General features: G+C 34.5%; 27 protein-coding genes. 12 read left to right on the top strand and 15 right to left on the bottom strand.

Annotated elements, in window-relative coordinates; translation table 11 throughout:
* Positions 1-15: 15 nt before the first annotated feature.
* From BUR19_RS03360 to gldD, 4 genes are all read right to left on the bottom strand, one after another.
* Positions 16-1,392, bottom strand: coding sequence for a peptidylprolyl isomerase (locus tag BUR19_RS03360; protein WP_074233504.1), 1,377 nt, complete (start codon positions 1,390-1,392; stop codon positions 16-18).
* Between the two features lie 66 nt (positions 1,393-1,458).
* Positions 1,459-3,294 (bottom strand): hypothetical protein, encoded by a 1,836-nt coding sequence (locus BUR19_RS03355; RefSeq protein WP_074233503.1) that lies wholly within the window; start codon positions 3,292-3,294, stop codon positions 1,459-1,461.
* A 59-nt stretch (positions 3,295-3,353) separates the two neighbouring features.
* Positions 3,354-4,274 (bottom strand): PfkB family carbohydrate kinase, encoded by a 921-nt coding sequence (locus tag BUR19_RS03350; protein WP_074233502.1) that lies wholly within the window; start codon positions 4,272-4,274, stop codon positions 3,354-3,356.
* An 83-nt stretch (positions 4,275-4,357) separates the two neighbouring features.
* A complete protein-coding gene (gldD, locus tag BUR19_RS03345) occupies positions 4,358-4,918 on the bottom strand; it encodes a gliding motility lipoprotein GldD (RefSeq protein WP_074233501.1) in 561 nt (186 codons plus the stop codon).
* Positions 4,919-5,318: 400 nt separating this feature from the next.
* Between gldD and BUR19_RS03340 the strand changes: the two genes are divergently transcribed.
* From BUR19_RS03340 to BUR19_RS03330, 3 genes are all read left to right on the top strand, one after another.
* Positions 5,319-6,185 (top strand): sigma-70 family RNA polymerase sigma factor, encoded by an 867-nt coding sequence (locus BUR19_RS03340; RefSeq protein ID WP_027383822.1) that lies wholly within the window; start codon positions 5,319-5,321, stop codon positions 6,183-6,185.
* Between the two features lie 69 nt (positions 6,186-6,254).
* Complete coding sequence (locus BUR19_RS18885) at positions 6,255-6,482, top strand: hypothetical protein (RefSeq protein WP_074233500.1); 228 nt, start codon at positions 6,255-6,257, stop codon at positions 6,480-6,482.
* A 218-nt stretch (positions 6,483-6,700) separates the two neighbouring features.
* Positions 6,701-7,813, top strand: coding sequence for an FAD-dependent monooxygenase (locus BUR19_RS03330; RefSeq protein WP_074233499.1), 1,113 nt, complete (start codon positions 6,701-6,703; stop codon positions 7,811-7,813).
* Between the two features lie 46 nt (positions 7,814-7,859).
* On the opposite strand, the gene BUR19_RS03325 is transcribed toward BUR19_RS03330, so the two are convergent.
* The 7 genes from BUR19_RS03325 to BUR19_RS03295 all read right to left on the bottom strand — a co-directional run bounded on the left by BUR19_RS03325 (position 7,860) and on the right by BUR19_RS03295 (position 12,240).
* Positions 7,860-8,405, bottom strand: coding sequence for a coiled-coil domain-containing protein (locus BUR19_RS03325; protein WP_074233498.1), 546 nt, complete (start codon positions 8,403-8,405; stop codon positions 7,860-7,862).
* Between the two features lie 11 nt (positions 8,406-8,416).
* Positions 8,417-8,737: a hypothetical protein gene (locus BUR19_RS18880; protein WP_074233497.1), complete on the bottom strand. Its 321-nt coding sequence runs from the start codon at positions 8,735-8,737 to the stop codon at positions 8,417-8,419.
* A 50-nt stretch (positions 8,738-8,787) separates the two neighbouring features.
* Positions 8,788-9,030, bottom strand: coding sequence for a hypothetical protein (locus tag BUR19_RS03315; RefSeq protein WP_074233496.1), 243 nt, complete (start codon positions 9,028-9,030; stop codon positions 8,788-8,790).
* A 51-nt stretch (positions 9,031-9,081) separates the two neighbouring features.
* A complete protein-coding gene (locus BUR19_RS03310) occupies positions 9,082-9,984 on the bottom strand; it encodes a TIGR01777 family oxidoreductase (protein WP_074233495.1) in 903 nt (300 codons plus the stop codon).
* Between the two features lie 86 nt (positions 9,985-10,070).
* Positions 10,071-10,895, bottom strand: a complete 825-nt coding sequence (locus BUR19_RS03305) for a CvfB family protein (RefSeq protein ID WP_074233494.1) — start codon at positions 10,893-10,895, stop codon at positions 10,071-10,073.
* Positions 10,896-11,043: 148 nt separating this feature from the next.
* Positions 11,044-11,868: a hypothetical protein gene (locus BUR19_RS03300; protein ID WP_139297250.1), complete on the bottom strand. Its 825-nt coding sequence runs from the start codon at positions 11,866-11,868 to the stop codon at positions 11,044-11,046.
* 150 nt (positions 11,869-12,018) lie between these two features.
* A complete protein-coding gene (locus BUR19_RS03295; RefSeq protein WP_074233492.1) occupies positions 12,019-12,240 on the bottom strand; it encodes a hypothetical protein in 222 nt (73 codons plus the stop codon).
* Between the two features lie 295 nt (positions 12,241-12,535).
* Here BUR19_RS03295 and BUR19_RS03290 point away from each other — a divergent pair, with 295 nt between their 5' ends.
* On the top strand, positions 12,536-14,293 hold the full coding sequence (locus BUR19_RS03290; RefSeq protein ID WP_074233491.1) for a helix-turn-helix domain-containing protein: 1,758 nt from the start codon (positions 12,536-12,538) through the stop codon (positions 14,291-14,293).
* Here the strand turns inward: BUR19_RS03290 and hisS are convergent.
* Positions 14,290-15,639, bottom strand: a complete 1,350-nt coding sequence (hisS, locus tag BUR19_RS03285; protein WP_074233490.1) for a histidine--tRNA ligase — start codon at positions 15,637-15,639, stop codon at positions 14,290-14,292. The two genes, BUR19_RS03290 and hisS, sit on opposite strands and share 4 nt — an antisense overlap.
* 157 nt (positions 15,640-15,796) lie before the next feature.
* On the opposite strand from hisS, the gene BUR19_RS03280 reads away from it, so the two are divergent.
* Genes BUR19_RS03280 through BUR19_RS03270 form a run of 3 tightly spaced genes read left to right on the top strand, consistent with a single transcriptional unit; the run spans position 15,797 to position 18,457 of the window.
* Positions 15,797-17,377: a Na+/H+ antiporter gene (locus tag BUR19_RS03280; protein WP_074233489.1), complete on the top strand. Its 1,581-nt coding sequence runs from the start codon at positions 15,797-15,799 to the stop codon at positions 17,375-17,377.
* Between the two features lie 10 nt (positions 17,378-17,387).
* A complete protein-coding gene (locus tag BUR19_RS03275; RefSeq protein WP_083600629.1) occupies positions 17,388-17,843 on the top strand; it encodes a nuclear transport factor 2 family protein in 456 nt (151 codons plus the stop codon).
* Complete coding sequence (locus BUR19_RS03270) at positions 17,843-18,457, top strand: alpha-ketoglutarate-dependent dioxygenase AlkB family protein (protein ID WP_074233488.1); 615 nt, start codon at positions 17,843-17,845, stop codon at positions 18,455-18,457. The genes BUR19_RS03275 and BUR19_RS03270 overlap by 1 nt, the downstream gene beginning before the upstream one ends.
* On the opposite strand, the gene BUR19_RS03265 is transcribed toward BUR19_RS03270, so the two are convergent.
* Positions 18,450-19,601: an MFS transporter gene (locus BUR19_RS03265; RefSeq protein WP_074233487.1), complete on the bottom strand. Its 1,152-nt coding sequence runs from the start codon at positions 19,599-19,601 to the stop codon at positions 18,450-18,452. The genes BUR19_RS03270 and BUR19_RS03265 overlap by 8 nt on opposite strands.
* 306 nt (positions 19,602-19,907) lie before the next feature.
* Here BUR19_RS03265 and yidD point away from each other — a divergent pair, with 306 nt between their 5' ends.
* The 3 genes from yidD (at position 19,908) to BUR19_RS03250 (ending at position 22,747) form a co-directional block, all read left to right on the top strand.
* Entirely contained in the window at positions 19,908-20,144 is a 237-nt protein-coding gene (yidD, locus tag BUR19_RS03260; protein WP_074233486.1) for a membrane protein insertion efficiency factor YidD, read from the top strand.
* 423 nt (positions 20,145-20,567) lie between these two features.
* A complete protein-coding gene (gene lgt / locus BUR19_RS19100; RefSeq protein WP_379955508.1) occupies positions 20,568-21,431 on the top strand; it encodes a prolipoprotein diacylglyceryl transferase in 864 nt (287 codons plus the stop codon).
* Between the two features lie 92 nt (positions 21,432-21,523).
* A complete protein-coding gene (locus tag BUR19_RS03250; RefSeq protein ID WP_074233484.1) occupies positions 21,524-22,747 on the top strand; it encodes a serine hydrolase domain-containing protein in 1,224 nt (407 codons plus the stop codon).
* A gap of 28 nt (positions 22,748-22,775) precedes the next feature.
* On the opposite strand, the gene BUR19_RS03245 is transcribed toward BUR19_RS03250, so the two are convergent.
* Complete coding sequence (locus BUR19_RS03245) at positions 22,776-23,807, bottom strand: threonine aldolase family protein (RefSeq protein WP_074233483.1); 1,032 nt, start codon at positions 23,805-23,807, stop codon at positions 22,776-22,778.
* A 240-nt stretch (positions 23,808-24,047) separates the two neighbouring features.
* On the opposite strand from BUR19_RS03245, the gene BUR19_RS03240 reads away from it, so the two are divergent.
* Both BUR19_RS03240 and BUR19_RS03235 read left to right on the top strand, forming a co-directional pair.
* The gene (locus BUR19_RS03240) at positions 24,048-24,695 is read left to right on the top strand and encodes a metal-dependent transcriptional regulator (protein ID WP_074233482.1); all 648 of its coding nucleotides are present in this window, start codon (positions 24,048-24,050) and stop codon (positions 24,693-24,695) included.
* 12 nt (positions 24,696-24,707) lie between these two features.
* Positions 24,708-25,133 (top strand): hypothetical protein, encoded by a 426-nt coding sequence (locus BUR19_RS03235; protein WP_074233481.1) that lies wholly within the window; start codon positions 24,708-24,710, stop codon positions 25,131-25,133.
* 40 nt (positions 25,134-25,173) lie between these two features.
* On the opposite strand, the gene dnaJ is transcribed toward BUR19_RS03235, so the two are convergent.
* Positions 25,174-26,292, bottom strand: coding sequence for a molecular chaperone DnaJ (gene dnaJ / locus BUR19_RS03230; RefSeq protein WP_074233480.1), 1,119 nt, complete (start codon positions 26,290-26,292; stop codon positions 25,174-25,176).
* Positions 26,293-26,312 lie beyond the last annotated feature (20 nt).

The following is a 26,312-nucleotide window of genomic DNA, read 5'->3' as shown; positions in this document are numbered from 1 at the left end:
TCAAATAAGCTGAGATTACTTAGCTTCAACAACTGATGTTTTTAACCAGTTTGTATGGAACTTACAATCTTTATATTTGTTGTCAATCGAGATAAAAATTGATGGGATTTTATTCGTCACCCATTTTTCTACGATTTCATTTTTCTTTTTGTTCAGCGCCATGTCCTTGATTCTTTCATAATCTGTGGATAATTCCAGTTGATGCGCATCGATAATATCATTCACTTGAACAATGCTTATCATTTTTCTTTTCTGAGAATCCTCTTGTTGGAAAGGATCCGTAACATCACCTTTTTTAAGTCCTGCAATCTGATAAGAAATGGTTGGATCAAGATTCAGTTTCTCTAGTTTATCAGAACCGTCCTGATTGTTGGTCATAATACCAGCACTAAACTTATTGCTCTTATCATCTGAATATTTGTAAGCTGCATCTTTGAAAGTAATTTTCTTCTCCAAAATCAAAGTTCTGATACTATCCAACTCTTTTTTTGCAGCTGTAATTTCCTGAGCATTCGGTGTACTTTTTATAAGAATATGTCTTGCGTCGTACTTTTTACCATTTCTTTTCACCAATTGAATCAAGTGATAACCAAATTCTGACTCCACCGGATCTGACAAATCACCTTCCTGAAGGTTAAGCGCTGCAGCTTCAAACGGTTTTACCATTTGTCCCATATTGATGTTCTTATAGATTCCACCAACAGCAGCAGAACCTTCGTCTTCAGAATAGATTCTTGCTTGATTTTCAAAACTTTCACCACCTTTGATATCCTGCTTTATTTTGTTAAGCTTATCAATGATTTCTTTTTTATGCGCTGCAGAAATCTTTGGATAGATACTGATTTTAGAAAGCGTCACTTCATCTTTTACATTCGGAAGCTGATATTTGAATTGATTATAAAAATCCGTCACTTCATTCGGCGTTACATCCGCTTTTTCAGTAATTCTTCCATATTTAGCTTGACCGTAATAGTTATCAGCATCGATTTTTTCAATCGCAGTTTTCATCTCGTAAGATGTTCTGAATTTGTAAGCTGCCAACATCGTTTTTTCATCTGGAAACTGACCAAGAATTTGGTTGTACTTGTTCCCCGCCATTTCCTTGATAGCTGCACTTCTGTTTTCTATCAATGTATCCTTTTTTGCTTCGTAGATCAGCAATTTGTTGTTCAGGATACTTTCCATAAAATCACATTTATCACCTACATTGGCGCCCTGCTGTTTCGCATAGTTCGCTTGATCCTCTATGTCAGATTCTAGAACAATCTCATTACCAATTACGGCTGCGATCCCATCTATCAGCTGACCTTTTTGTAATTGTGCTGATAATTTTCCACTAAAAAGAAAAACAAAAACAGACAATAAAAAAAGACATTTTGTGTATTTTAACATTATATTTTGATTATTAAGCTGCAAAATTAGGATTATCCATCAATTCTGCTTCATTTTTTGTTATAATTATTTCTTAAAATTTTTCTTCAGTTCTGCCATAAAAGCAGGCTCAATCTCAACTTTAGTTTTTGCTCTTTGATTGGCTATTGTTGTCTGCAATACTTTTTCTGTTACAGCATCTGTCATATCTTCCTTAGATTCTTCCAACGTCATCTGCTGTTCCGGCAATAATTCATCAATGGCAACAATCACATCTCTGTCTGATATCTTAGTCGCGAATGTTCCTTTTTTAAATGGTACATTATGTTTTTTGAAAATATCCGCACTTTCCTGAATCTTACCTTCCTCAAAATGAACCAAAACCTGGTTTTTATCGTTCACCTGATTCTTGTATTTTTCCTTCAGCACAGTCCACTTTTTAGGATCTTTTACTTCTTTTTCAATTTCTTTTACCAGTTTTGGATCAGAAATAACGGCCGCTCTGGATTCTGCTCTTTTTTCCCAAACAAATTTGGACTTGTTGGCATTATAATATTCAGTAAAAAGCTGAGGATTATTTTTCACCTGGTCTTTCAGATATTCTGAGAAGATATATTCAGAGAATAGATTTTTCTTAAGTTCTGTCAATTCTGGTTTTACCTCAGGAAGATTTTCAAAATTCTTAGCATAGACACCAATAATGTATTGCTCCGCCTGGTAATCTACAAGCTCTGCCCACTGAGCAGTTGGAATCAATTCCAAACTTTTATACTGAGAATCTATTGCTTTTTTAAGATCTTCGTAAGTCACTGCATTTTTCCCATAAGTGAAAAGAACAGCTTTAGGGTTTTTAGGATTAAGGTAAGCCTGATAAGACTTTTTGATCTCTGCAAAATCTTTAGTTTCTGTAAATTTATCCTGAGTTTTTAGCCAGTTTACCAATTTAGAAGTCGCCTCTTCACCATAACTTGTAGATAACATTTCTTTTTGGAAAAATCTTCTGTTATCATCTGTCAATTGATAAGGCTCGATATTATAAATATTGAAGATAAAATATTTGTCACCAAATAAAATTGGTTCTGGTGTGTAAAAATCTTTTTTCTGACCTTTCAGTGCATTGTAAACTTCGTCCGGTAAAATTGGTGATCCCATCACGGCACCTCCAGAATTTTTCTCTTCTTCAGTAGCTCCAAAGTCTTTTACAACCGCTTGGAATTTCTTTCCAGAAGCCAGTTCTTTATAAATTTTAGCTTTAGTCGTTTCATAATTAGCATCCTTTGGAAGAGACAAAACGCCAAAAATCATATAACCAAGGCTAGGCCTTGTGTTCACTACTTTTGCAAAAGCGACAACATTTGGTTTGTCAATAAATGTGGTATAAGAATTAGCTGAAGCATTTTTTATCTGCTGATAAAGTTCATAATCCAGCATTCCTGGTTTTACATAAAATGGTTTTGCTGCTTCTGGTTTAGCATTTTTTGCCAAAAAATCTTCCATTGTCATTTTACCGGCTTTCACATCATTGTAAAGTGCTTTGTAGTCGGTTTTATCATCTGATTTTTTTTCTTTGATGAAGAGTAAAACCTGAGTTTCAGTCTTGTTCGAATTAACAAAGTCCTGAACCAATGGATCTATAATTGGTTTTGGATAAAATTTTTGCTCTCTTAATTCAGATAATTTTTGATTAACAGAATTCACGAAAAAATTAAGCGTATCCGCTTTTTTTTCCTTTGCTAATTGTTGCAATAGCAAAAATTCTACAGTAGAATTTACAGATTTATCCGGACCGTTGGTTTCCAGTCCGTATTTATTTTCTTTGATATAATCTTTTACAGAAATGCTGTCTTTGCCAACAATCAGATATTGTGAAAAAGCAGTTTGCGAGACAAATGCTAAAACAACTGGAAAAAAAATCTTCTTCATTTTATATATGTTAATTTACGACACTCTTTTTGAGTGCTAAATTCTGATAAGGTTAAATTTTAAATTGCAGATTCGAAAGAGGTCAATTCTTTGAACTGATTGATTCTCTCAGACAATTCTTCTTTTGTAACAGTTTCTATTCTTTCTGTCCCGAATTTTTCTACAGTGAATGAAGCCATTGCACTTCCTACAAGAATTGCGGTTTTCATAGTTTCAAAACTGAAATCACCTTTCTTCGTAAGATAAGCCGCAAATCCTCCTGCAAAAGTATCTCCAGCCCCTGTTGGATCAAAAACTTCTTCCAAAGGCAAAGCAGGAATTGCAAAAACTTTCCCATCGTGGAAAAGCAAAGCACCGTGTTCTCCTTTTTTGATGATGACATATTTTGGTCCTAATTCGTGGATTTTCTTAGCTGCTTTCACCAAAGAATATTCTCCTGAAAGTTGTCTTGCTTCTTCGTCATTAATTGTAATAACATCCGTTTTAGCAATGACTTTCATTAGATTATCCCAAGCGATATCCATCCAGAAATTCATTGTATCAAGGATTACTAGTTGTGGTTTTGTTTTCATTCTTTCTAAAACCGAAAGTTGAACTACGGGATCAAGATTTCCCAACAATAGAACTTCGGCATCTGCAGAATGTTCAGGAACTTTTGGATCAAAATCAGCTAAAACATTAAGTTCTGTAACCAAAGTATCTCTGGAATTAAGGTCGTTATGATATTTCCCACTCCAGAAAAAAGTTTTACCATCTTTTACCATTTCTACTCCATCAACATTGATATTTTTAGAAGTCATCATATCAAGATATTCTTGTGGGAAATCTCCGCCAATTACGGAAACCAAGCTCACGTCTGTATTCAAAGCAGAAGCTGCCAATCCAATATAAGTGGCTGCTCCACCAAGAATTTTATCTGTTTTTCCAAAAGGTGTTTCGATGGCATCAAATGCTACAGTTCCTACTGCTAGTAATTTCATATTTATTTGTTTTTTTTCCGAGATCAAATCGGATATTTTAATTTATAATTTAATTAAGAATCTTGATTCTTTTATCTTGTTTCTTATTTATTTTTCCATTCAAAAGAATCTATGATATGCAGAAGATCTTTTTTGATATAGTCTACAGCTGGCGCTAATGAATCTGGTTTTGGGCGGGAATTGAAATATAAATTCCCTGTTACAAAATGTCTCGTACTATCCGTCACAAAAAACTGAATGTTTGAAGCTGTTTGTCCTTTCAATTCATAGAAATTCCCGTACACTTTTTTTTCAGGATAAGCGAAGGTCTTGGTATCGATAGAACTTGCTTTGATCGTATGTTCATAAACCATTTTTTCTACTTCTCTCACGTGTAACTGAAAATCATTCTTAATAGGAAAATAAGTAATGAAAACATTAGCCTTCATCTTCGGATAAGACAGATTGTACCAGCAAGGCTGTTTTGCATCTTTAATATTTGCGAAATCCGAGTAATCAAAGGAATAATTGCAGGGCGAAGAAAAACTCAGATATTTTGGATTGGGGTATTCCAGACGCAAGTCTCCTTTGGGCTTTGGAACAGGTTCTTTGCCACAGGAGAATAACGATAGACCAACAAAAATTCTGATCAGATTTTTAAACATTCGGCAAAAATAACAATTAGAATTGATACAGAGAATTTTGAAAACCTAATTTTTGTTAAGAATAATTGATTTACAGAGAAAAGAGGATTTTTATTCAATTAATAATTGGAACTCGCAGATTTGGCAAATTAGGCAGATTATTCTAAACGTTTTTTGTACTATCTTTTATTTTTACACCGAATCTGCAGCCCGACTTGAACGGATCTCATTTTTTTGTGACTGGAAAAGCAAAGGCAAAAAATAGCGGGAGTGGAAGGCGGAAATAGCTGCCCAAATTTTACTAATTAATTTTAAATTACGTTAAAAATGAACATTAATCTGATGAAATTAAAATATTTGTAACCTTTTTGATGTTCTCATCGTATAATATAATGCAACCTAACAGAATGAGGTTTTTATAATGAGACAATTAAAAATTACAAAACAGGTTACCAACAGGGAAACCGCATCACTAGACAAGTATCTGCAAGAGATTGGAAAAGTTGAATTGATTACCGCTGATGAAGAGGTAGATTTGGCTCAGAGAATCCGTGCCGGAGACAGAGCTGCATTGGAAAAACTAATCAAAGCTAACTTACGTTTCGTGGTCTCGGTTTCTAAACAGTATCAGAATCAAGGACTTTCTCTTCCGGATTTGATTAACGAAGGAAATCTTGGTCTGATGAAAGCGGCGAAAAGGTATGATGAAACGAGAGGTTTCAAATTCATTTCCTACGCTGTTTGGTGGATTCGTCAGTCGATTTTGCAGGCTTTGGCTGAGCAGTCGAGAATTGTGAGATTGCCATTGAATAAGATCGGTTCTATCAACAAGATCAACAAAGCTTATGCTCACTTGGAGCAAGAGAACGAAAGACCACCTTCTCCGGAAGAGTTGGCGGAAGTTCTGGATATGAGCGAGGAAGACATCAAGGAATCTATGAAAAACAGTGGTCGTCACCTATCGATGGATGCGCCGCTTGTGGAAGGTGAAGATTCTAACCTTTATGACGTTTTGCGTTCGGGAGAATCGCCTAGTCCAGATAAAGATCTGATGTTGGAATCTCTACAAATCGAGATTGAAAGAGCGCTTCAGACTTTGACGCCGAGAGAAGCTGACCTTGTAAGATTGTATTTCGGATTGAACGGAAAACACCCAATGACTCTTGAAGAAATTGGAGAAACTTTTGACCTTACGAGAGAAAGAGTCCGTCAAATCAAAGAAAAAGCAATCAAAAGATTGAAACACAATACTAGAAGTAAGATTTTGAAATCTTACCTTGGTAAATAAAATTTTCATTCTTGGAATGAAATTGAAGCAAGACTTTTTGGTCTTGCTTTTTTTGTATTTTTGAATACTATGAAAACAGAATTATACTTTGGAATTGGGGGAATACTTATATTCTGTCTTTTGGCTAATCTTATTATTTATTTTTATTTTAAGCAGAAGCGAAAAATATTTTTTGATTATATTAAAAACAGAAAATATATTTTGATAGAAAAGGCTGAAACGAATATTGAAACTTATTCTAAGATTAGTTCAAAGCTTGTTTATAGAAAATCAGACATACTTTTTTTAGATGATTAAATTTTCATATTAACCTTTAATAAGCCTATTTTACATATATCAAAAGGTTCAGAAAGCTTCCCTAGTGTTTTTCAAAAATTCATTTATGCTACTAAATTAAAGGATAGTGATTTTCTAAAAATTGAAGGAAAATTTCACAGTCCAATTGAAGGGAATTTTAAAATTTCCATAAACTTTAAAAATAAAAATCTCGATATAAATTCAATTTTATCAAATTAATGAACATCTCAATCATCGGTGGCGGAATTGGTGGTTTGACTTTAGGTAATTTTCTGAAGCAACAAAACATCGATTTCAAAATCTATGAAAGTGCACCAGAAATAAAACCTTTGGGAGCTGGAATTGCAATGGCAGGAAATGCAATGCAAATCTTCGACAAACTTGGTTTGAAAGAGAAAATCGAGAATGCAGGAACCAAAATGCACGCTTTAATTATTACTGATGAAAATCTTAAAACCGTTTCAAAAACCGACGTTTTAAAGCTTGAAACTAAATATAAGGTTTGCAACATCGCCATTCACAGAGCGGAACTTCAAAAAGTCTTGAGTGAAAATATTTTAGAAAATATTATTCTTAATAAGCGCCTTCTGAAAATTGAGAAGAAAGAAAATTACCATTTGACGTTTGAAGACAAAACTGAAATCGAAAGTGAAATCATCTTCGGAGCTGACGGCGTAAAATCTTTGGTTCGAAATCAAATTCTTAGATCTGGCGAGATTCGAGAAGCCAAACAAAAATGCTGGCGCGGAATCCTGACTACCGAAATCCCAGAAAAATACAGCCACAACGCCTATGAAATGTGGGGAAAAGGAAAACGTTTCGGTTTTGTGAAAATCAAGGAAAATACTTTGTATTGGTACGCGTTGGTGAATGAGAAATTCTATTCTAAAGATATTGATTTAGTGGAAACCTTCAAGGAATTCCATCCTGATGTTATGCAAATGATTTCTAAAACTCCAAAGGAAAATATCATTCTGAATGACATCATCGACCTAAAACCAATGGAAAAATGGACTGCTGAAAACCTTTGTTTGATTGGTGACGCAGCACACGCCACAACGCCAAATATGGGACAAGGCGGTTGCCAAGCGGTGGAAGATGCTTATGTGATTGGGAAATTATTGGAAACTGAAAAAGATTGGAATAAGGTTTTTTCTCAGTTTGAAAAAATCAGAAAAGAAAAGGTTCATCATATTGTGAACACAAGTTGGACGCTTGGAAAAGTAGCACAGTGGGAGAATTTTACAGGAATCAGAAATTTTATTTTCAGAATGATTCCGGAAGCTGTGAATCAAAAACAGATGGAGAAGATTCTGAAATTGGAGATTTAGTTTTTATGGTCTTCGAGAGCTTCAGACTGACAATTGCAAATATTAATTAATCCTCTTCTTTTTTAATTTTTTCAATTAAACTTTCGAGTTCTTTGATTTTATCTTTCAGGTTTTTGATGTCATTTTTATTATTGGTGACTTTGCTTTTCAACATTACTGTTCTGGCACGTTCGCTGTGGTCTTCGTCGTCATCATCTTCATTGATTTCCTCCACATCTTCTTGGATTTCATCAATATCCTCTTGGATTTCCTCTACATCTTCCTGAATTTCCTCAATATCTTCCTGAATCTCGTCGATATCTTCCTGAATTTCATTAACATCTTCCTTCAAATCCTCGATATGCTCTGTACTTTTATTGACAGACATCTGGATGAAAATCGCCAGATAAATCGCCTCCAAAGAAACTACCGTTGTGAGAACCAACAACATATGTTCAAATTCTACAATATTGAAAACAGGTAACGCAAAACTGACGATGAAAAAAATGGTATGAAAAACCAATGACTGAATAGAACCTACCCACCAAATAATTCCGTTTGCAATTTTTTCTAAAACAGATAGTTTTTCTTTATTTTCTTCAGTCAATCTCATTGATGATTTTTTTAAGCTATTGGCTTTTCTTTCAGAACTTTTCTGCAAAAAATAATAATTAAAATAAAATTAATAATGATTAAATAATAACCAATTTTAATCTGATCTATTGCTTCCAAAACTTCACAAAAATAGAGTAAAATTGTTGAACTAATTAGCAAAATCAAATTAATTAGAGATAAAATTTGAACTGCTTTTATTTTATTTAAGAATGATAAAATCATCATTATTATCGTTGACATCAATACCAGAAAATATCCTGACAATGAATAAAATGACCCTTCAAGAAAGGAATTTTCATCGAATTTATCCTTAAATAAAGTTTTCTCCAAAAGTGTATAGAAATTAAATGTAAATTCTTTTTTAGCTTTATGAATCCTTGCTATTCTATTTTCTTTTTCTTGTAGTAAAAATCTTGTTCTTCTTGCTTTGATGGAGCCTTGAAGGTTCTAATTGTATCATTTCCTTCGATAACCTTATTTGCAGAATCTACAACTAAAACTGCGGTTACTTCTTCTGAATGTAAATTTTCAATCGATCTATCCGAACAAGTCCTCAAAAACGGAAGAAAAAAGAGTAAAAAACTTAGTGAGACTAAGCTTCTTAAAGTTAATTTATATTTCATCTATTCAATTAGTTTCATTTCAAAATTACTAATTTAAATATCAAAATGAAATTAATTAATCACATCACTCAAAGCCTTATCGAGATTATTGTACTGGAATTTGAAACCAGCATTTTCAATCTTTTTTGAAGAAATCCGGCTGCCTTCCAAAGCCAAAACCGACATTTCTCCTAAAACAGTTTTAATAATAAACTTGGGGATATTGGGAAGAAATATTTTTTTATTGAGATGATAGGCGATTTTTTTGGTCAGAATTTCGTTGGTTACGAAATCAGGAGCCGAAGCATTATAAGCACCATTCATAGAAACATCTTCGACTGCTTTGAAATAGATATTAACCAAATCATCGATATGAATCCAAGGAAAATATTGTTTACCGCTTCCTAGAGGAGCACCAACATTTAGTTCAATTGGTTTTTTGAGTGTTTCCAAAGCACCTCCTTTTTCTGATAAAACGGTTGAAGTTCTGATTCTGACTACTCTACTGCCAAGGCTTTCAAACTGCAAAGCTTTGAGTTCCCAATCTGTACAAATGCTTCCTAAAAAATCTTCTGCTGGAGAATCCTCTTCAGAAAAAATATGTTCCGATGTGATTTGTCCATAAAAACCTACTGCCGAAGATGAGATAACTGCCTCTGGATGAATATCTTTCTCCAGCATCTTTTCATAAATGAACTGCGCCAAATCTATTCTGCTTTTATAGATTTCTTTTTTGTAATCTTTCGTCCAGCGCTTACTAATCGAAGCTCCAGCTAAATGAATAAAAATATAAGTATTGTCTAAGGCGCCTTCTTCTAAAAATCCATTTTCATAGTCCCAGATATAGGATTTGAAGTCTGTTTTTTTTGATTTGGAACGAACAAGAATCTCAACTTTGTAGCCACGTTCATATAGCTTTCGGGCGAGTTTTTTGCCAACAAGTCCTGTTGCACCACTTATGAGAATTTTTTTCATCAGTTTTTATTTTGTCTTTATTAACAAAAACGATTCCAATGAAAAATTATTAGGATTAATTTTCGGAAAGCTGATAATTTACAGATTTAAAGCAATCTGATTTTATCGTCCAAAATTTCGATGACTTTATCTTTATAAAGACTTCCAATTGCTTTTTTGAAGTTTTTCTTACTCATATGCAACGCATCTTTGATTTCTTCAGGAGAAGATTTGTCGGATAAATAAAGTAATCCGTAGTTATCATTCAGTTTATCAATGATTTTTTGTTTGAACTCATCTACATTTTCAAAACCTTGAGGCTGCAAAGTCACATCTATTTTACCATCTTCACGAATGGTTTTGATATAACCAGATTCTTCTGACAACGGATACAGTTTTTTGAAAACATCAGAAGCGTATATTAATCCTATATATTGCTTGTTGATAACGACATTCCAACCTAGCTCAGACTCGTTCATTACAATCAAATCTACTTTATCGCCATTTTTAAAAGGTAAATTTTCGTATTGAGGATTGCGTTTGAATTTGGTTGTTCCCGTAATCAGTCCAGTAGTTTCATCGATATAGACATATACCAGATAACGCTTTCCTTCTATGATTTTGGATTTTTGTTGCTTATATGGAATAAAAAGATCTTTGATAATTCCCCAATCCATAAAAGCACCACTTGGCAAACTTTGTACGCTCGTCATTACTGCAAATTCCCCTATCTCAGCATTTGCTTTTTCTGTGGTTGCTTTTAGGTTACCTTCTTCCTGATACACAAAAACTTTTACTTCTCCTCCAATTTCCCAAGAATCATCTGCGAAAACTTTTTGGATGAAAGCTTTTTCACCATTTTCATCTCGAAGGATAAATCCGGATGAAATTTGTTCAGAAATTGTAAGAGTTTGAGTTTGTCCAGGCTTCATAAAAATTGAATTTGCTGCAAAAGTAACTAAACTTTTTTTTATTCTGGTCTGTTACGGAAAATTCCGTCGCCAAAACAAATTCTTAAAACTACCAAACTGAAGTTGACAAATTTTACGAAGATTAGATTATTAAATTTAGACATAGTTTTTATCTTATTTTATAAATTGATATTTCTGTAGAAATCTGTCCGAAGGATGATAAAGATTCATTTTCTGTCATCAAACCAAAGTTCAGTTTCTCTCCTTGTTTAAGATTATAAATATGATTGATTCCTGCTTGTGGAGAAAGTGAAATTCTATCACTTTTTGAATTTTCAGCCAAAATACCATCAACCATTTTTGAGCTTAAAACAATACGATTCGTAGCATTGGAATTTGATTTTACAATCGCGACACTTGGTCTTTGGGTAACGGTCTTATCATTACTATTATCAAATGTGATATAATAATTAATAACATACAATCCGGTTTCCGGAACTACATATTGATTATCTGCGATATATTCTGATCCAATTTCGTTTTCAATTGCAGAATCAAATCTGATAGCTTGAAAATTTAGTTTAGAAGAACTTAAGCCCATTGAAGCAAAAGAAACTGGAGAAATACTCTTTGCTGCAAACGCATTTGGGTCGCTGAACATTTTCTTCCAAGTCCCTCTGGATTTATCTTGATTAGAATATCCTGCATCGTAAACATAATAGCCGGAACTTGTAACTTGTTGCGTTCTACTTGATGTTTTTGAAACAGGTTTTGTAATATAAATCATCGCTCCATTTTGTGCCGGACCATAAAGATGATCTTTCATTTGAAGAGAATCTGCCGTGATTCTTGGTGGAATAATCCCTTCCGGAATTTTAGAAGATCTGGATTTATGTACTTCCAAAGTTGCTAACGGATTAGAAGTATTGATTCCGATTTGGGCATTGATGTTACCCATTAATAAAACTAAAATAATTGTGTGGATGTTTTTCATCGCTTTAAAAAGTAAGTAAGAAATCAAATTTCAGTTTTATAACATACCGATATTCATTTCAAATGTCTATTTTCAAATCTGCCTCAATCTAATTGAATAAATTGAGGCAGTTTATAGTGCTTGAATGAATGTTTTTAAATCTACTATAGATTACCAGCTAGTTCCATCTTTCACAGGTGGATCTGGATCAACAGGTCTTTTATTTGCTGTTACTGTTACTGTGTCTGTCTCTGTACTATCACCGCCTTTTTTAAAGCTTACATTGTCCTGAGGAGAATTAACTTCCATATCAGAAGTTGAATCGTCTTGTCTACAAGATACAAAGTTTAAAGACACAAAAGCAATTGCTAAGATTGAAATGAATTTTTTCATATTGAGTAATAATTTTTATAAATTTTATTGAGATGCAAAACAAAGGTTTTCTTCTCATTTTCTGTGACGAAATTATATCCTAATTTTGATACGTGAAAGAAATCATGGTCACGATTGGGAAATCATGACGTCCTAATTCACAAATAACGACCAAACCAAACAACTGATTTTCAATTATATAAATGATAAATTATGTTATTCCAATCCATAACCTTTTCTTAATAAATAATTTTCAATAATATTTGATAATTCCGTATTTTTGTGGACACAAATGATGAAGTTTTTAAAATTTGAAATGAAAAATTTTTTCTTTATCATATTCGTCCTGTTTTTCGGTTTTGTTTTTTCCAAAGACATTAATCCAAAAAGCTATGAAGACCTTCGAAAGGGATATGAAAGTTATTCGGAAAATGATATTCGAGCTTTTTCTTACATCAATCCTTATATTCAGAAAGCAAAAAGAGAAAAAAAATATCCCGAACTATTCCAAGCATACAGAGATGCGGTTTTCTACTCCAAATCTGTAGATAAAAAAATAAAGTATGCCGATAGCTGTTTGGATGCAGCTTATAAATCTACAAGTGAGGACAGAATTTCTACAGCTTATGTCCTAAAGGGCAGTATATATTATGCAAAAATGAAAAAATATAAGCCTGCATTAGATGAGTATCTGATGGCTTATAAATATTCTAAAAATACAGGAGATTTATATCTTAAAAACAAGGTTTCTTACCATTTAGGAGTTGTAAAAAACTATTTAGGTTATAATGATGAAGCTTTAGATCTATTCCGAGAATGCGTCAACTTTTTTGAGACTGAGGCTAATAACACAAAAGCTCATAAATTTCAAATCTTTAATAATCAAAAAGGTTATCTGAACAGTCTACATCAAATGATTATCTGTTACAGAAATAAGAAAGATTTTGCTAAAGTGGATTCTTTAATCAATATTGGATTACTAAAAACTTTCAACGAGCCAGATTTTTCCCAAGAGAGAGGCTATTTCTTGAAAAGCAAAGGACTATCTGAATTTTCCAATAGTAAATACGAGTCTTCAATCGACTATCTTACTCAGTCTTTGGATTTGATGAAAGAAGATTTTGCTTGGAAATCTGTTGATTATTTCTACATTGGAAAAAGTTATTTGGCTCTTAAAAAAGAAGATTTAGCTATTTCTAATTTTAAGAAAATTGATTCTATCTTTACAAAACAAGAATTTTTATTACCTGAATTAAGAGAAAATTATGAACTTCTCATCAATTATTATAAAGGCAAGAATGATGCTCAGCAACAATTGTATTACACAACACAATTATTAAAAGCTGACAGTATTATCTCAAGAGATTTTGCTTATTTGTCCCCTAAAGTTCATCGAGAATACGATACGAATGCACTTCTTGAAGAAAAAGGTAAATTGGAAAAAGTTAATATTTGGGGTGGAGTATTTATCATTTTGTTAGCGGGATTGGCCACTTTTCTCATCATTACTCTGTTCAAAAAGTTTAAAAAAGAAAAAGATATCCTTCAAAAATATTTTGTTTTGCAGGACAAATTGCAAACTCATAATTATACACGTCCTGAAAGTTCTGTTGCGGTTGTTAATAATACAGAGAATAATGATGATAAGAGATCTCATATCGCAGAGACGATAAAAGAAGAACTGTTACACAAACTAAAGGTATTTGAGGAGAAAAAACAATTCACTCAGAAAGGACTGACTATCCAGAAGTTAGCCACTCAGTTGGACACCAATTCCAATTATCTTTCTCACGTCATTAATGATAACAAAGGAATGAATTTCAACAAGTACCTGGGCGACTTGAGAATCAGACATATCACTCAATTACTTTTTGAAAAGAATATCTACCTCAATTATACCATTGATACTTTGGCAAAAGAATGTGGAATTGCCTCGAGACAAAACTTTTCAGACCTTTTCTTTGAGATCAACGGCATTAGACCTACGGATTTTATACGAAACAGAAAAAAAGAAATAGCAGGAGTTAGTCAGCCTTCTGTTGAGAATATCAAAGGTTTAGTTTCTGAAAATTAATTCAGAAACTCACCTATTTTTAAAGTTTGCTGTTCGCCGGAATTAAGATTTTTAACTGTAACATTTCCATCTTTAATTTCCTGCTCACCAAGAAAAACCAGATTTTCTATTCCTTTTTTCTCAGCATAAGTGAACTGCTTTTTCAATTTAGAAGCTTCTGGATACAACTCTGCAGAAATATTTCTTTCTCTCAGTTCAGCAATCAGTTTTAAAGCTTCAATAGATTCAGCATCTCCGTAATTGGCAAAAAGGTACTTTACATTATTTACAGAATCTTCAGGGAAAATTCCAAGTTCTTCCATTACCAGATAAATTCTGTCCAAGCCAAAAGAAATTCCAATTCCAGGAATATCCTTAACGCCAAAAACTTCCGTCAGATTATCATAACGTCCACCACCGCCGATAGAACCCATTAAAACTTCATCAGCTTTAACTTCGAAAATAGCACCGGTATAATAATCTAAACCTCTGGCTAAAGTGATATCAAAAACTAAATTTTGAGAATCGATGCCGAGATTCAAAGCATTAGTAATAACAAATTCTAATTCCTCAACGCCTTTCAATCCAATTTCGTTTCCGACAAATTTTTCTTTCAGATTAAGAAGGTTTTCCAAAGCATCATTGGTTTGGCTGAAGAGGAAATCCAGTTTAGAAATTGCTTCTTCAGAAATTCCCTTTTCCAGCATTTCTTTTACAACGCCATCTTTTCCAATTTTATCAAGCTTGTCCAAAGCAACTGTAAAATCAATCAACTTGTCTGCAATTCCTGCATAATCTGCTAATCCGGAAAGGATTTTTCTGTTATTGATATGAATCGAAACCGATAACTTCAAATCTTTGAATGATTTAAAATACAATTGCAACAATTCAACTTCCTGCCAAAGACTGGTGCTTCCTACAACATCCGCATCACATTGGTAAAACTCTCTGAATCTACCTTTCTGAGGTCTGTCTGCTCTCCAAACCGGCTGAATCTGATAACGCTTAAAAGGAAAAGCCAATTGCCCGTGATTCATTGCTATAAATCTTGCGAATGGAACTGTTAAATCATAACGAAGTGCTTTTTCAGAAATCTGAGAAATTAGTTTCTGAGAATTTTTATTCGTCCAGTCATCATCATTGGTTTTTGAAGCATAATCACCGGAATTTAAGATTTTAAAAATCAAACGATCTCCTTCTTCTCCATATTTTCCTGTCAAAGTAGAAAGATTTTCGAAACTTGGTGTTTCCAACGGCTGGAATCCAAATAATTCAAAATTATTCTGTAATGTATTGATAATATATTTTCTTCTGGAAACTTCTTTCGCAGTAAAATCTCTGGTTCCTTTTGCTAAACTCGGCTTCATTATATAAAATAAATGATGATTGATAAATGATAAATCGACTGCAAAAATAAGAATAATCAAACAAAGGTTTCTAAAATCAGAAATAACTTATAGGAAAAATTCGGGCATTTTTATATTTTTAAGAATTATTTTGAATTTAAAAACACAACAATAATTGATGCATACACTTTTACCTTTTTTGCTTGCTATGGTTGCGGCCATAGTTTTGCTTACCATTTTGGCCAATAAACTGAAAATCGCCTATCCTATTTTGCTGGTGGTTGCCGGCTTACTCATCAGTTTTGTTCCTGGTTTGCCAATGGTGAGAGTAGACCCGGACCTCATCTTTTTCATTTTTTTACCACCATTATTGTTCGAAGCGGCTTGGAGCATTTCTTTCAAAGAAATGAAAAAATGGTGGCGAATCATCGGCAGTTTTGCATTTTTGGTGGTTTTTTTCACGGCATTGTCAGTGGCTATTTTCGCCAATCATTTTATTCCCGGTTTCACCATCGGATTGGGATTTCTTTTGGGCGGAATTGTTTCGCCTCCTGATGCTGTGAGTACGGGTGCTATTACCAAATTCGTCAAAATTCCAAAATCAACATCAGCAATTCTTGAGGGCGAAAGCCTCCTGAACGATGCTTCATCATTAATTATTTTCCGATTTGCACTGATTGCTGTCGGGACTGGACAATTTATTTGGCAGGAAGCAGCTACCAGCTTTGTATGGATGGTCATCGGCGGTGCTGGAATCGGATTGGTTTTGGGCTGGTTATTCGTTCAGATTCACAAATTACTGGATACAGAACCTGCTTCTGATGTCGCATTGACATTGATTGAGCCTTATTTTATGTATATCGCTGCAGAATTATTACACAGTTCCGGCGTTTTGGCAGTAGTTGCCGGCGGATTGTATATGTCCTCCAAACGTTTGATTTTTCTTAACAGTGCCAGCCGAATCAAAGGTTACAGCGTTTGGGAAAGTTTTGTTTTCATTCTCAACGGTGTTGTGTTTTTGCTGATAGGATTGGAACTTCCGGAGATTGTAGACGGTATCCGTTCGGAAGGGGTTCAGGTAAGAACGGCAGTTGGTTACAGCATTTTGGTAACAGCTGTTTTGATTTTGGCCAGAATTATCAGTGCTTATGCGGCTTTGGTGGCGACGATTATTTTCCGTCCCAGTGTCATTCCTAATGCTTCATCCAGACGTAGACGTTATCTGATGCCATTACTTCTCGGTTGGACGGGAATGCGTGGTGTGGTTTCACTGGCTGCTGCTTTGGCTATTCCGGTGAGTTTAAATGGCGAAGCATTTCCACACAGAAATTTGATTTTATTCATCACATTTATTGTAATTTTATTGACCTTGGTGATTCAGGGTCTTACCTTGCCTGTGTTAATTCAAAGAACAGGTTTGTTTGGTGGAATTTACAATGAGGAAGACGAATTGGAAACCAGGCGAAAAATCAAACACGGATTGCGACACCATATTTATGACAAATTGAAATATAAGTATGACAATGGTCTGAACGGAAATGCAGGATTTGATAGGATTATGAAACATTGGGAAGAAAAAATCAATGCGAATGACGACAACTGGATGAGCGATGAATCGAAGGAAATATTTTACGAACTTCTTGAAAATCAAAGAGAATACCTGACAGAATTGAATCAAGATCCGAAAATTGATGAAGAAATCATCCGCCAGCAATTGTATCAGATTGATTTGGAAGAGGAACGAATTAAGAGCATCTAAAAAATATAATATGAAAATCATTCAAATTCTGATAACTGCAGTATTTATTTCTGTAATGACAATTGCCTGTAACAATTTTGATTCGAAGGACAATTCGACTAATGAACAATTCGTAAAGAAATATTTTCAACTGTTCAACCAACATCAATGGAAAGCGCTTTCCGAGCTTTATGTGGAAAACGCAGAATTCAAAGATCCAAGTTTCGGAAAAGGAATTGTAAAGCAAAGTCGGCAGGAATTTGTCAAGAAATATTCGGAGTTAAACCAAATGTTTCCTGACCTGAAAGACGAAATCAAAACAATTTATGTATCTGGCAATAACAATGTTATTGTTGAATTTGTTTCGACAGGGACTGCGCCGGATAATTCCAAATTTGAATTGCCGATTTGTACTATTTTCACCATTGAGAATGGAAAAATTACCAAAGATTTTACTTATTACGATAATTTTGACGAAACTAAATAATGAGCCTTTTTGACGACCAATTCGAAATCATAGAAAACATTCTGCCTTACGATGGAACAACTTCTTACTATGGAAAAATATTTTCTGAGGAAGAAGCGAACCATTATTTCAATAGATTAATGACCGAAGTTGAGTGGAAAAGTGATGAAGCAGTCATCTTCGGAAAACTGATTGAAACCAAAAGAAAAGTGGCCTGGTATGGCAATGAGGAATTCAGTTATACCTATTCAGGAAGGACGAAAACAGCTTTGCCTTGGAACAAAATCCTTCTTGAAATCAAAAAAAAAATTGAAAACGTAAGTGGCGAAACTTTTAATTCCTGTTTACTTAATCTCTATCACGACGGTTCCGAAGGAATGGCTTATCACAGTGACGGCGAAAAGGATTTAAAGGATAATGGCGCAATAAGCTCTGTGAGTTTTGGTGCTGAAAGGAAATTCAATTTCAAACATAAAACTACGAAAGAATTGGTTTCTCTTGTTCTTGAACACGGCAGTCTTTTGATGATGAAAGATACGACTCAGAAATTCTGGCTCCACAGATTACCAACAACTACAAGAATCATCAAACAAAGAATTAGTCTGACTTTCCGGACAATTGATAAGTCTAAATAACCGGCTTATATTTCTTGATAAAAGCAAGACAAAGCAAGAATCCTAGCGCGGCCAAACCTGCACCAACCAACGATGGATAATTATATGATAATCCAAATTCTAAAGGAAATCCGCCAAAAAGTGCACCTACAGAATTACCAATATTAAAAGCAGCCTGCATAAAAGCAGCAGCCATCATTTCAGAATTTTTCGCAGAACGCAGCATCATAATATTAACAGGCGTTCCTACAGACATCGATAATGCACCACAAATGAATGTCAGAATCAAAGAAATAGTTTGATTTTCTGAGAAAAAGAAAACACCAATCAAAGCCAGAATCATGGCACTTAAAAGTATTGCTCCAGCCAAAGCAGGACGCATCTTGTCCGCCAAAATTCCGCCAAGGAAATTACCAACTACCATTCCGGCTCCCGCTAGAATCATAATATAAGCGATAAAATCTGTCGGGAATTTAGAAATTGTAGTCATCAACGGTGTGATATAACTGAACCAAGCGAATAATCCGCCAAATCCAACTGCTGTAATAGCGATGATATGCCAAGCTTTTGCAGTTTTGAAGAACTCCAGTTCTTTTTTCAATGTTGTGGTTCGTAAACTGTTCATTGATGGAAGCAAAAATTTGAGACCGACAATTGTAATTAAACCAATGACTGAAACTACTCCAAAAGCATATCGCCAATTTAGCTGATGTCCAAGCCAAGTTACGAAAGGTACCATTGCAAGATTCGCCAATGTGAGTCCAGTGAACATCATTGCGATACTTTGTGCCTGTTTTCCTGGCTTTGCCAGTCTTGTTGCAACCACAGTTCCAACCCCGAAAAATGCCCCGTGAGGAAGCCCAGCCAAAAATCTGATCGCCATCATCGAATAATAATCATTCGAAAAAGCAGAAAGTGCATTGAACAAAGTAAAGGCAATCATCAAGAAAATAAGGATTTTCTTTGGTGGATATTTTGCAGCATAACCAATCAGAATCGGTGCACCTACAACTACTCCAAATGCATAAGAAGAAATCAAATGTCCAGCTTGCGGAATGGAGATTTTAAGTGATTCTGCAACGTCTGGCAAAAGTCCCATAATTACAAATTCTGTTGTGCCTAATCCCAATCCACCTAATGCCAGTGGAAATATCCTTTTATCCATTTTGCAAAAGTCTTTAATTTAACGAGAAAAATCAAGATGTAGAGATTCAAAATATCGAATGGTGTTATTAAATTAAACTATTGTTTAAATCTAGTTAACATAGAACTGGAAATGGTGTATCGGATGTTAAAATCTAATTTTATCCTGAAATCTCACAGCCCGACTTGAGCGGAAATCCTTTTTGTTTTTTTGCTAAAAAATAAAAAGATTGGGAGTGGAAGGCGGATTAAGCTGCCGAAAGTATTATAATTAGTTAAATTCTAACAGTGTTTTGATTTTTCTACTATTTTTGCATAGCTCAAAATTATGTTGAACAAGATTCTGACTTTTCCGTTGGTGGTTTTGATAAAGTTTTATCAACTCGCTATCTCACCTTGGCTGGGGAAAAACTGCCGGTATGACCCGACTTGTTCGCATTATACTTTGGAAGCTTTGAAGGTGCACGGACTGATCAAAGGGAGCTGGCTGGCGATGAAAAGAATCGGAAGTTGCCATCCTTGGGGAGGCGAAGGCTACGATCCTGTTCCGCCGAAACAACATTAAAATCAATTATCAATGAACCATATTTTTCTAAGATTTTATCTCATCCTTTTTGCCGGAATTTTCCAAATGATTTCTGCGCAGAGTGCTGCAACAGGACTTTCTGACGGAACTTTGAAAATCAATAACAAGGAAACAGTTGCTGTGAAAATCTTCGCAACGCAAAACAATACCAAGTTTTATGATGAAGCATCCAATAACATTCCTAACGAATTAGTTATTCTGAATGAAGATAACATCAAAGCGGAATCTGCAGAACATCTTGGAAGCATCCAGAATATTCTGTTAAAATATAAAGCATTCAATTTTCAGTTTCTGGATAAGGATTTCAAGCCTGTAGATGCTACGCTGGAGCAGAAAAATATTGAGAATTTCAAATATCTTTTGAAATCTAAAACCCTTATAAAACCAACTGATCAAGTAGAATTGGAAACTGGTTTCAAAATTTGGGATCCAATAAAAGGGATTAAATTAGGACCTGTGATGCTGCATTTCTATAGTTTGATGTTCATTTTCGCTTTTGGATTCGGTTATGTTATTATGACCAAAATCTATAGAATAGATGGTGTAGATGAAAAATTTGTAGAGCCATTTTTTACTTGGACTTTGGTAGGAACTATTCTTGGAGCTAGATTAGGTCACGTTATTTTCTATCAACCAGAATTGTTTAAAGAAGATTTCTTGAGTGTTTTCTTGCCAATCAGTACAAGAGGAGGATTACATTTTACAGGATTTTCCGGCTTGGCAAGTCACGGTGCTGCGATTGCTGTGATTGCAACTACACTATACTACAGTTTGAAAATCATCAAGAAAAATCCGCTTTGGGTTTATGACAGAATTGGGATTGTGGTTGCTTTGGGAGGTGCATTTGTGAGAATGGGAAATTTCTTTAATTCTGAGATTTTAGGAAAACCTGTTGATCCTTCTTCGCCATTTGCGATTCTTTTTCCTCAGCAAAGTTCTGAATACGGTGTGACAATTCCACGTTATCCGAGCCAGTTATTTGAAGCATTTGGTTACGTTTGTCTTTTCGTTTTACTCTGGTTCTTGTACCGCAAAACTGATAAGAAATATCAGCAAGGTTGGTTATTCGGATTGTTTTTCATTTTGCTATGGGCGATTAGATTCTTTGTAGAATTCTTGAAAGAGCCACAAGGCGACGAGATTATTCAGTTTGCCGGACTTAATACAGGTCAGATCTTGAGTATTCCGTTTATGATTGCCGGTTTGGTGATTATGATTTATTCTAAGAAATTTAAACTTCCAAAAGAAGAAACTGCAACTGCATAAAATAGAAACTCCCGATTTGGGAGTTTTTTTATTTTAGCAAAACAATGGTGTAACAAAAATGCACATCCAATTGTCTAATTTGAAAAAAGTTTATGTCAAAAATATATTTGCTTTTCATTTCATTTTTTATTTTGATTTCCTGCTCTGTTTCGAAAGAAAATAAAAACAATAAAATGGCATTGATGAATGAAATCAATACCATTTATAATCAGAAAAAATTCAATGGATTTGCAGTTTCGATTGTTAATGAAAATGGAACTTTGTATAAAAATGGATTTGGATTTTCCGATGTCGAGAATCAAATAAAATACACTACAGAAACCATCCAGAATATCGGATCTGTTTCCAAAACGTTTGTCGGGATTGCACTTTTAAAGGCTCAGGAATTAGGACAATTAAAACTTGATGACCCAATTGATCGATATCTACCATTTAAAGTTCTTAATCCAAATTTCCCACAGGAGAAAATCACGATTCGTCAATTGGCAACTCATACTTCATCCATTACTGATAACGAATTTTATTCCTCAAAGAATTATTATTTAAAGCCTAATCAAAATCTGAAAGGACTTAAACTGACATTTGAAGATGAACAATCTTTCAATCCATCCGATTCTATTATTTCTCTTAGATCATATTTGGAAAACGTTATCACAGAAAATGGAAAATGGAACAAAGACAGTTTTACTTCTCACAAACCCGGAACAATCTACGAATATTCTAATGTAGGAACAGCGTTGGCAGGCTTTATCATCGAACAAGCAACTGGAGAATCATTCAATCAATTCACTAAAAAATATATTCTTGAGCCTTTGAAAATGAAAGAGTCTGGTTGGAAATCAGAAGAAATAAATATGACGAAATATTCAAGGCTTTATGAAAATCCAAAAAACCCTCTTCCCTATTACGAACTGATTACATATCCTGACGGCGGATTTATAACCAATGTTAATGACTTAAGTAAATACCTATCAGAGCTCATAAAAGGTTACAATGGCAATGGAACAATTCTTACAAAAGAAAGTTATAAAGAATATTTTAAACCACAACTTTCAGAATCTAATTTCATAGAAAGAAATACCAAAAATCCGTTTAATGAATCTTACAATGTTGGCATTTTTATGGGTTTTGGTTACACTGGTTATATTGGTCATACAGGCGGCGATCCAGGAACAATGTCGATTATGTTTTTTGATCCTAAAACCAATCTTGGCAGAATAATGATTTTCAACACCAATTTCTCCGACAAAGAAGGGAACAAAGCTTTTTATGATATTTGGAATGCTTTGGAAAAATATAAAGATAGATTGAAATAAAAAACTCCCAGATTTGGGAGTTTTTTGTTTATAATGATTGAATTTTTTTCACAAATTCTTCCACAACCTCATCAGAAGTTGCCCAAGATGTAATCAATCGGATTGCAGAAGTTTCTTGATCCATCTTTTTCCAAACATAGAAATCAAAGTTTTCTGATAACTTTTCGATTTGAGAATTGTTGAGGATTGGGAAAATCTGATTGGTAAATGTATCAGACAAAAACTGGAAACCTTTATTCTGAAAAGCAGATTTAATTTTCATTGCCTGAATGTTGGAATGTTTTGCCAAATCGAAATACAAATCATTTTTCATCAATTCCAAAAATTGAATTCCTAACAGTCTGCCTTTCGCCAACATTGCTCCTTTTTGCTTGATGTGAAAACCAAATTCTTCTTTCAGTTTGTCGTTGGTAATGATAATAGCTTCACCTAAAAGTGCTCCATTTTTGGTTCCACCGAGATAAAATATGTCCGTTAAGTTAGCAATATCTTCTAATGTCAAATCATTGATTTCGGAAGTCAAAGCTTGCCCTAATCTTGCGCCATCCATAAAAAGATACAAATCATTGGCTTTGCAAAACGCAGATAATTCTTGTAATTCTTTCTTTGTATAAATCGTTCCGACTTCTGTAGAATTGGAAATGTAAACCAGTTTTTGTTTGACTTGATGAGGCTTATTGGTATGCGTATCCAAAACCGATTGAATATGTTCGGGCTTCAGTTTTCCATCTTCCGTAACAAGTCCGTGAACTTTGTGTCCGGTTGCTTCTATTGCGCCAGTTTCGTTGGTAAAAATATGTCCCGTTTCTGCAGAAACTACACTTTCGTGTGGACGAAGAACCGAAGAAATGACTAATAAATTGGCTTGAGTTCCGCCACTCACAAAATGAATATCCACATTTTGATTGTTCATTTTTTGTTTGATTAATGCTTTGGCTTCTTCGGAATAATCATCGTAACCATAACCGTTTTGCTGAACGAGATTGGTTTTGATTAATGCTTCTAAAATATGGGGATGACAACCTTCCGAATAATCGTTTTTGAAAGAATATTTCTTCATTATTTCTACTTCTTTTTAGAGTTTGTAAAGTTACGCTTTTTGCGTGAGGGCAAAGGGCATTGTTGGAGCTCTTCCCGAAAAACCTTGCAAGGTTTTTCGGGAAAGCGACTGCCCGTAGACCGGCCCGCTTGCTGTTTGCCAGTCTTGGAATTAGCTCGGCAGGTAAACAGCAAAGGGACACGCCCGAATAATTGTTAGTTTAAAATTGACTTCCATCTAACTTTTACTTATCTTTGGAATATGAATTCTTTAACTGAGGAAAATTATCTTAAAGCGCTTTATCATCTTGTGAATGAGAATGATGAAGTTTCTGTGAATGATTTGAGCCGACAGCTTAACATCAAAATGCCGTCTGTGAATAGTATGATAAAGAAATTTGCGGAAAAGAATTGGGTGAAATATGAGTCTTACAAACCTATAAAATTAACCGAATCCGGAAAGAAAGAAGCGTCGCTTATCGTAAGAAAGCACCGATTAACAGAGATGTTTTTGGTAGAAAAAATGGGATTTGGCTGGGAAAATGTTCACGAAATTGCGGAACAATTGGAACACATCCACTCTGATATTTTCTTTGATAAAATGGACGAAATCCTGAATTATCCAAAAGTGGATCCACACGGTGAACCGATTCCTGATAAAGACGGAAATGTGATTCAGCCCGATTTGAAGAAACTGAGTAAGTGTAAAGAAAATGAAACGGTTGAACTGGCTTCAGTAACGACTTCTTCCGAGGAATTCTTGAATTTTCTTAACAAAAGAAATCTTAGTCTTGGAACTGAAATCAAGGTTTTACAAAAGGAAGATTTTGACCAATCGATAAAAGTTTTTTATAATGGTCAGGAAGAGAATTTTAGTAAAACGGTTTGTGATAGATTGTTGGTGAAATAGAATTTTCTGTTAGTGAATAACGAATTAAAAGAATATAATTTCAAATACTCAAAAAGTTTATTAGGTTTTGAATCTATATTTGTCTTGGCAACTTTTGTATTAGCAGGATATTTGTATTTTGAGAAAAATAGTGTGAGATTAGCTATCATCCTTTTAGTAATAGGAATTTTAAATTCTATTTATTACATCAGCCGAATAACAAATAATAAAGTTCAGCTAAAGATTAATAATAAGGGGATTACACTTAAAAATCGCTTTTTTAGTTGGAATCAAATTAATCATATTAATATTGATAAAGTAAGTACAGGAAAAACTTCTGTAGAATTTTTATCATTGACAACCAAAGCTGATAAAGATTTTGAAATTGAAATAAGTGAACTCAATGTCAGTGGTAAAAAATTAAAGGAAATAATAAAGAATTATAAAAATATTTCATAATAAAAAAGAGACTTAAAATTAAGTCTCTTTTTGTTTGTTCTTAGTTGAACATATCTTTTACTTTCTCAAAGAATGTCTTTTCTTTTCCTGTTGGCTCGGCGTTCATATCTCCGTTATCCAATTGTTTCTGGAAGAATTCTTTTTGCTCTTTGGTCAATTTTTGTGGTGTCCAAACATTGATATGAACAAACATATCGCCTTTTCCACCGTAACCTTCGATGTTTGGAAGACCTTTGCCAGCTAATCTCAGGATTTTACCAGACTGCGTACCTTCATCCACTTTGATTTTCACTTTTCCACCAACCACGTTGATTTCTTTTGAAGTCCCCAAAGCTGCTTCCGCAAAAGAAACATATAGTTCCTGATGAAGATTATCGCCTTCACGTTTGATTACTTTATCTACTTCCTCCTCTACTACAACCAAAAGGTCTCCAGGAACACCACCCAAAGGCGCATCGTTTCCTTTTCCTCTTACATTCAGTTGAATGCCATCTCTAGCTCCAGCTGGGATATTGATTGTGATTTCTTCCTCTTCTTTAATCAAACCTTGTGCATTAGCTCCAGAAGGAATTTTGTCTGCCACTTTTCCAACCCCTTGGCAAGTTCCGCAAGTGGTTTGAGTCTGCATTTGACCGAACATTGTGTTCATCATCCTTACCTGAACACCACTACCGCCACAGGTAGGACAAGTTTTAGAAGTTACGCCTGCAGCCAACTTCATCTTCTTAACTTTAACGGTTTTCTGAGTTCCGTTAATCATCTCTTCTAGATTCAGTTTGATGCGGATTCTCAGGTTAGAACCACGAGATTGTTGCTGTCTTTGACCGCCACCGCCACCAAATCCACCGCCAAAGATATCACCGAACTGACTGAAGATATCCTCCATATTCATTCCGCCGCCAAATCCGCCGAAACCACCACCTCCGGCTGCACCACCCATTCCTGCGTGACCGTATTGGTCGTATCTTGCTTTTTTATTGTCGTCGCTCAGAACTTCATAAGCTTCTGCCGCTTCCTTGAATTTCTCCTCAGCAGTTTTGTCACCTGGATTTTTATCCGGGTGATATTTGATAGCCATTTTTCGGTAGGCCTTTTTTATTTCGTCAGCACTTGCACTTTTGGAAACCTCCAAAACTTCGTAATAATCTCGCTTGCTCATAATTGATAATAAATGATGAT

The organism is Epilithonimonas zeae (assembly GCF_900141765.1).
Taxonomy (GTDB): Bacteria; Bacteroidota; Bacteroidia; order Flavobacteriales; family Weeksellaceae; genus Epilithonimonas; species Epilithonimonas zeae.
The sequence above is the reverse complement of the archived record's forward strand: the minus strand, read 5'-3'. Positions and strand labels throughout refer to the sequence as shown.

Excerpts from the sequence above, each read along its gene's own strand:
- BUR19_RS03275 (WP_083600629.1), top strand. The coding sequence starts at position 17,388 with ATGAAAATCATTCAAATTCTGATAACTGCAGTATTTATTTCTGTAATG.
- BUR19_RS03330 (WP_074233499.1), top strand. The coding sequence starts at position 6,701 with ATGAACATCTCAATCATCGGTGGCGGAATTGGTGGTTTGACTTTAGGT.
- BUR19_RS03305 (WP_074233494.1), bottom strand. The coding sequence starts at position 10,895 with ATGAAGCCTGGACAAACTCAAACTCTTACAATTTCTGAACAAATTTCA.
- BUR19_RS03280 (WP_074233489.1), top strand. The coding sequence starts at position 15,797 with ATGCATACACTTTTACCTTTTTTGCTTGCTATGGTTGCGGCCATAGTT.
- dnaJ (WP_074233480.1), bottom strand. The coding sequence starts at position 26,292 with ATGAGCAAGCGAGATTATTACGAAGTTTTGGAGGTTTCCAAAAGTGCA.
- hisS (WP_074233490.1), bottom strand. The coding sequence starts at position 15,639 with ATGAAGCCGAGTTTAGCAAAAGGAACCAGAGATTTTACTGCGAAAGAA.
- BUR19_RS03315 (WP_074233496.1), bottom strand. The coding sequence starts at position 9,030 with ATGAAATATAAATTAACTTTAAGAAGCTTAGTCTCACTAAGTTTTTTA.
- BUR19_RS03310 (WP_074233495.1), bottom strand. The coding sequence starts at position 9,984 with ATGAAAAAAATTCTCATAAGTGGTGCAACAGGACTTGTTGGCAAAAAA.
- BUR19_RS03350 (WP_074233502.1), bottom strand. The coding sequence starts at position 4,274 with ATGAAATTACTAGCAGTAGGAACTGTAGCATTTGATGCCATCGAAACA.
- BUR19_RS03300 (WP_139297250.1), bottom strand. The coding sequence starts at position 11,868 with ATGAAAAACATCCACACAATTATTTTAGTTTTATTAATGGGTAACATC.
- yidD (WP_074233486.1), top strand. The coding sequence starts at position 19,908 with ATGTTGAACAAGATTCTGACTTTTCCGTTGGTGGTTTTGATAAAGTTT.
- BUR19_RS03360 (WP_074233504.1), bottom strand. The coding sequence starts at position 1,392 with ATGTTAAAATACACAAAATGTCTTTTTTTATTGTCTGTTTTTGTTTTT.
- BUR19_RS03295 (WP_074233492.1), bottom strand. The coding sequence starts at position 12,240 with ATGAAAAAATTCATTTCAATCTTAGCAATTGCTTTTGTGTCTTTAAAC.
- BUR19_RS03290 (WP_074233491.1), top strand. The coding sequence starts at position 12,536 with ATGAAAAATTTTTTCTTTATCATATTCGTCCTGTTTTTCGGTTTTGTT.
- BUR19_RS03245 (WP_074233483.1), bottom strand. The coding sequence starts at position 23,807 with ATGAAGAAATATTCTTTCAAAAACGATTATTCGGAAGGTTGTCATCCC.
- BUR19_RS03270 (WP_074233488.1), top strand. The coding sequence starts at position 17,843 with ATGAGCCTTTTTGACGACCAATTCGAAATCATAGAAAACATTCTGCCT.
- BUR19_RS03340 (WP_027383822.1), top strand. The coding sequence starts at position 5,319 with ATGAGACAATTAAAAATTACAAAACAGGTTACCAACAGGGAAACCGCA.
- BUR19_RS03240 (WP_074233482.1), top strand. The coding sequence starts at position 24,048 with ATGAATTCTTTAACTGAGGAAAATTATCTTAAAGCGCTTTATCATCTT.
- BUR19_RS03355 (WP_074233503.1), bottom strand. The coding sequence starts at position 3,294 with ATGAAGAAGATTTTTTTTCCAGTTGTTTTAGCATTTGTCTCGCAAACT.
- BUR19_RS03265 (WP_074233487.1), bottom strand. The coding sequence starts at position 19,601 with ATGGATAAAAGGATATTTCCACTGGCATTAGGTGGATTGGGATTAGGC.
- BUR19_RS18885 (WP_074233500.1), top strand. The coding sequence starts at position 6,255 with ATGAAAACAGAATTATACTTTGGAATTGGGGGAATACTTATATTCTGT.
- BUR19_RS03250 (WP_074233484.1), top strand. The coding sequence starts at position 21,524 with ATGTCAAAAATATATTTGCTTTTCATTTCATTTTTTATTTTGATTTCC.
- gldD (WP_074233501.1), bottom strand. The coding sequence starts at position 4,918 with ATGTTTAAAAATCTGATCAGAATTTTTGTTGGTCTATCGTTATTCTCC.
- BUR19_RS03325 (WP_074233498.1), bottom strand. The coding sequence starts at position 8,405 with ATGAGATTGACTGAAGAAAATAAAGAAAAACTATCTGTTTTAGAAAAA.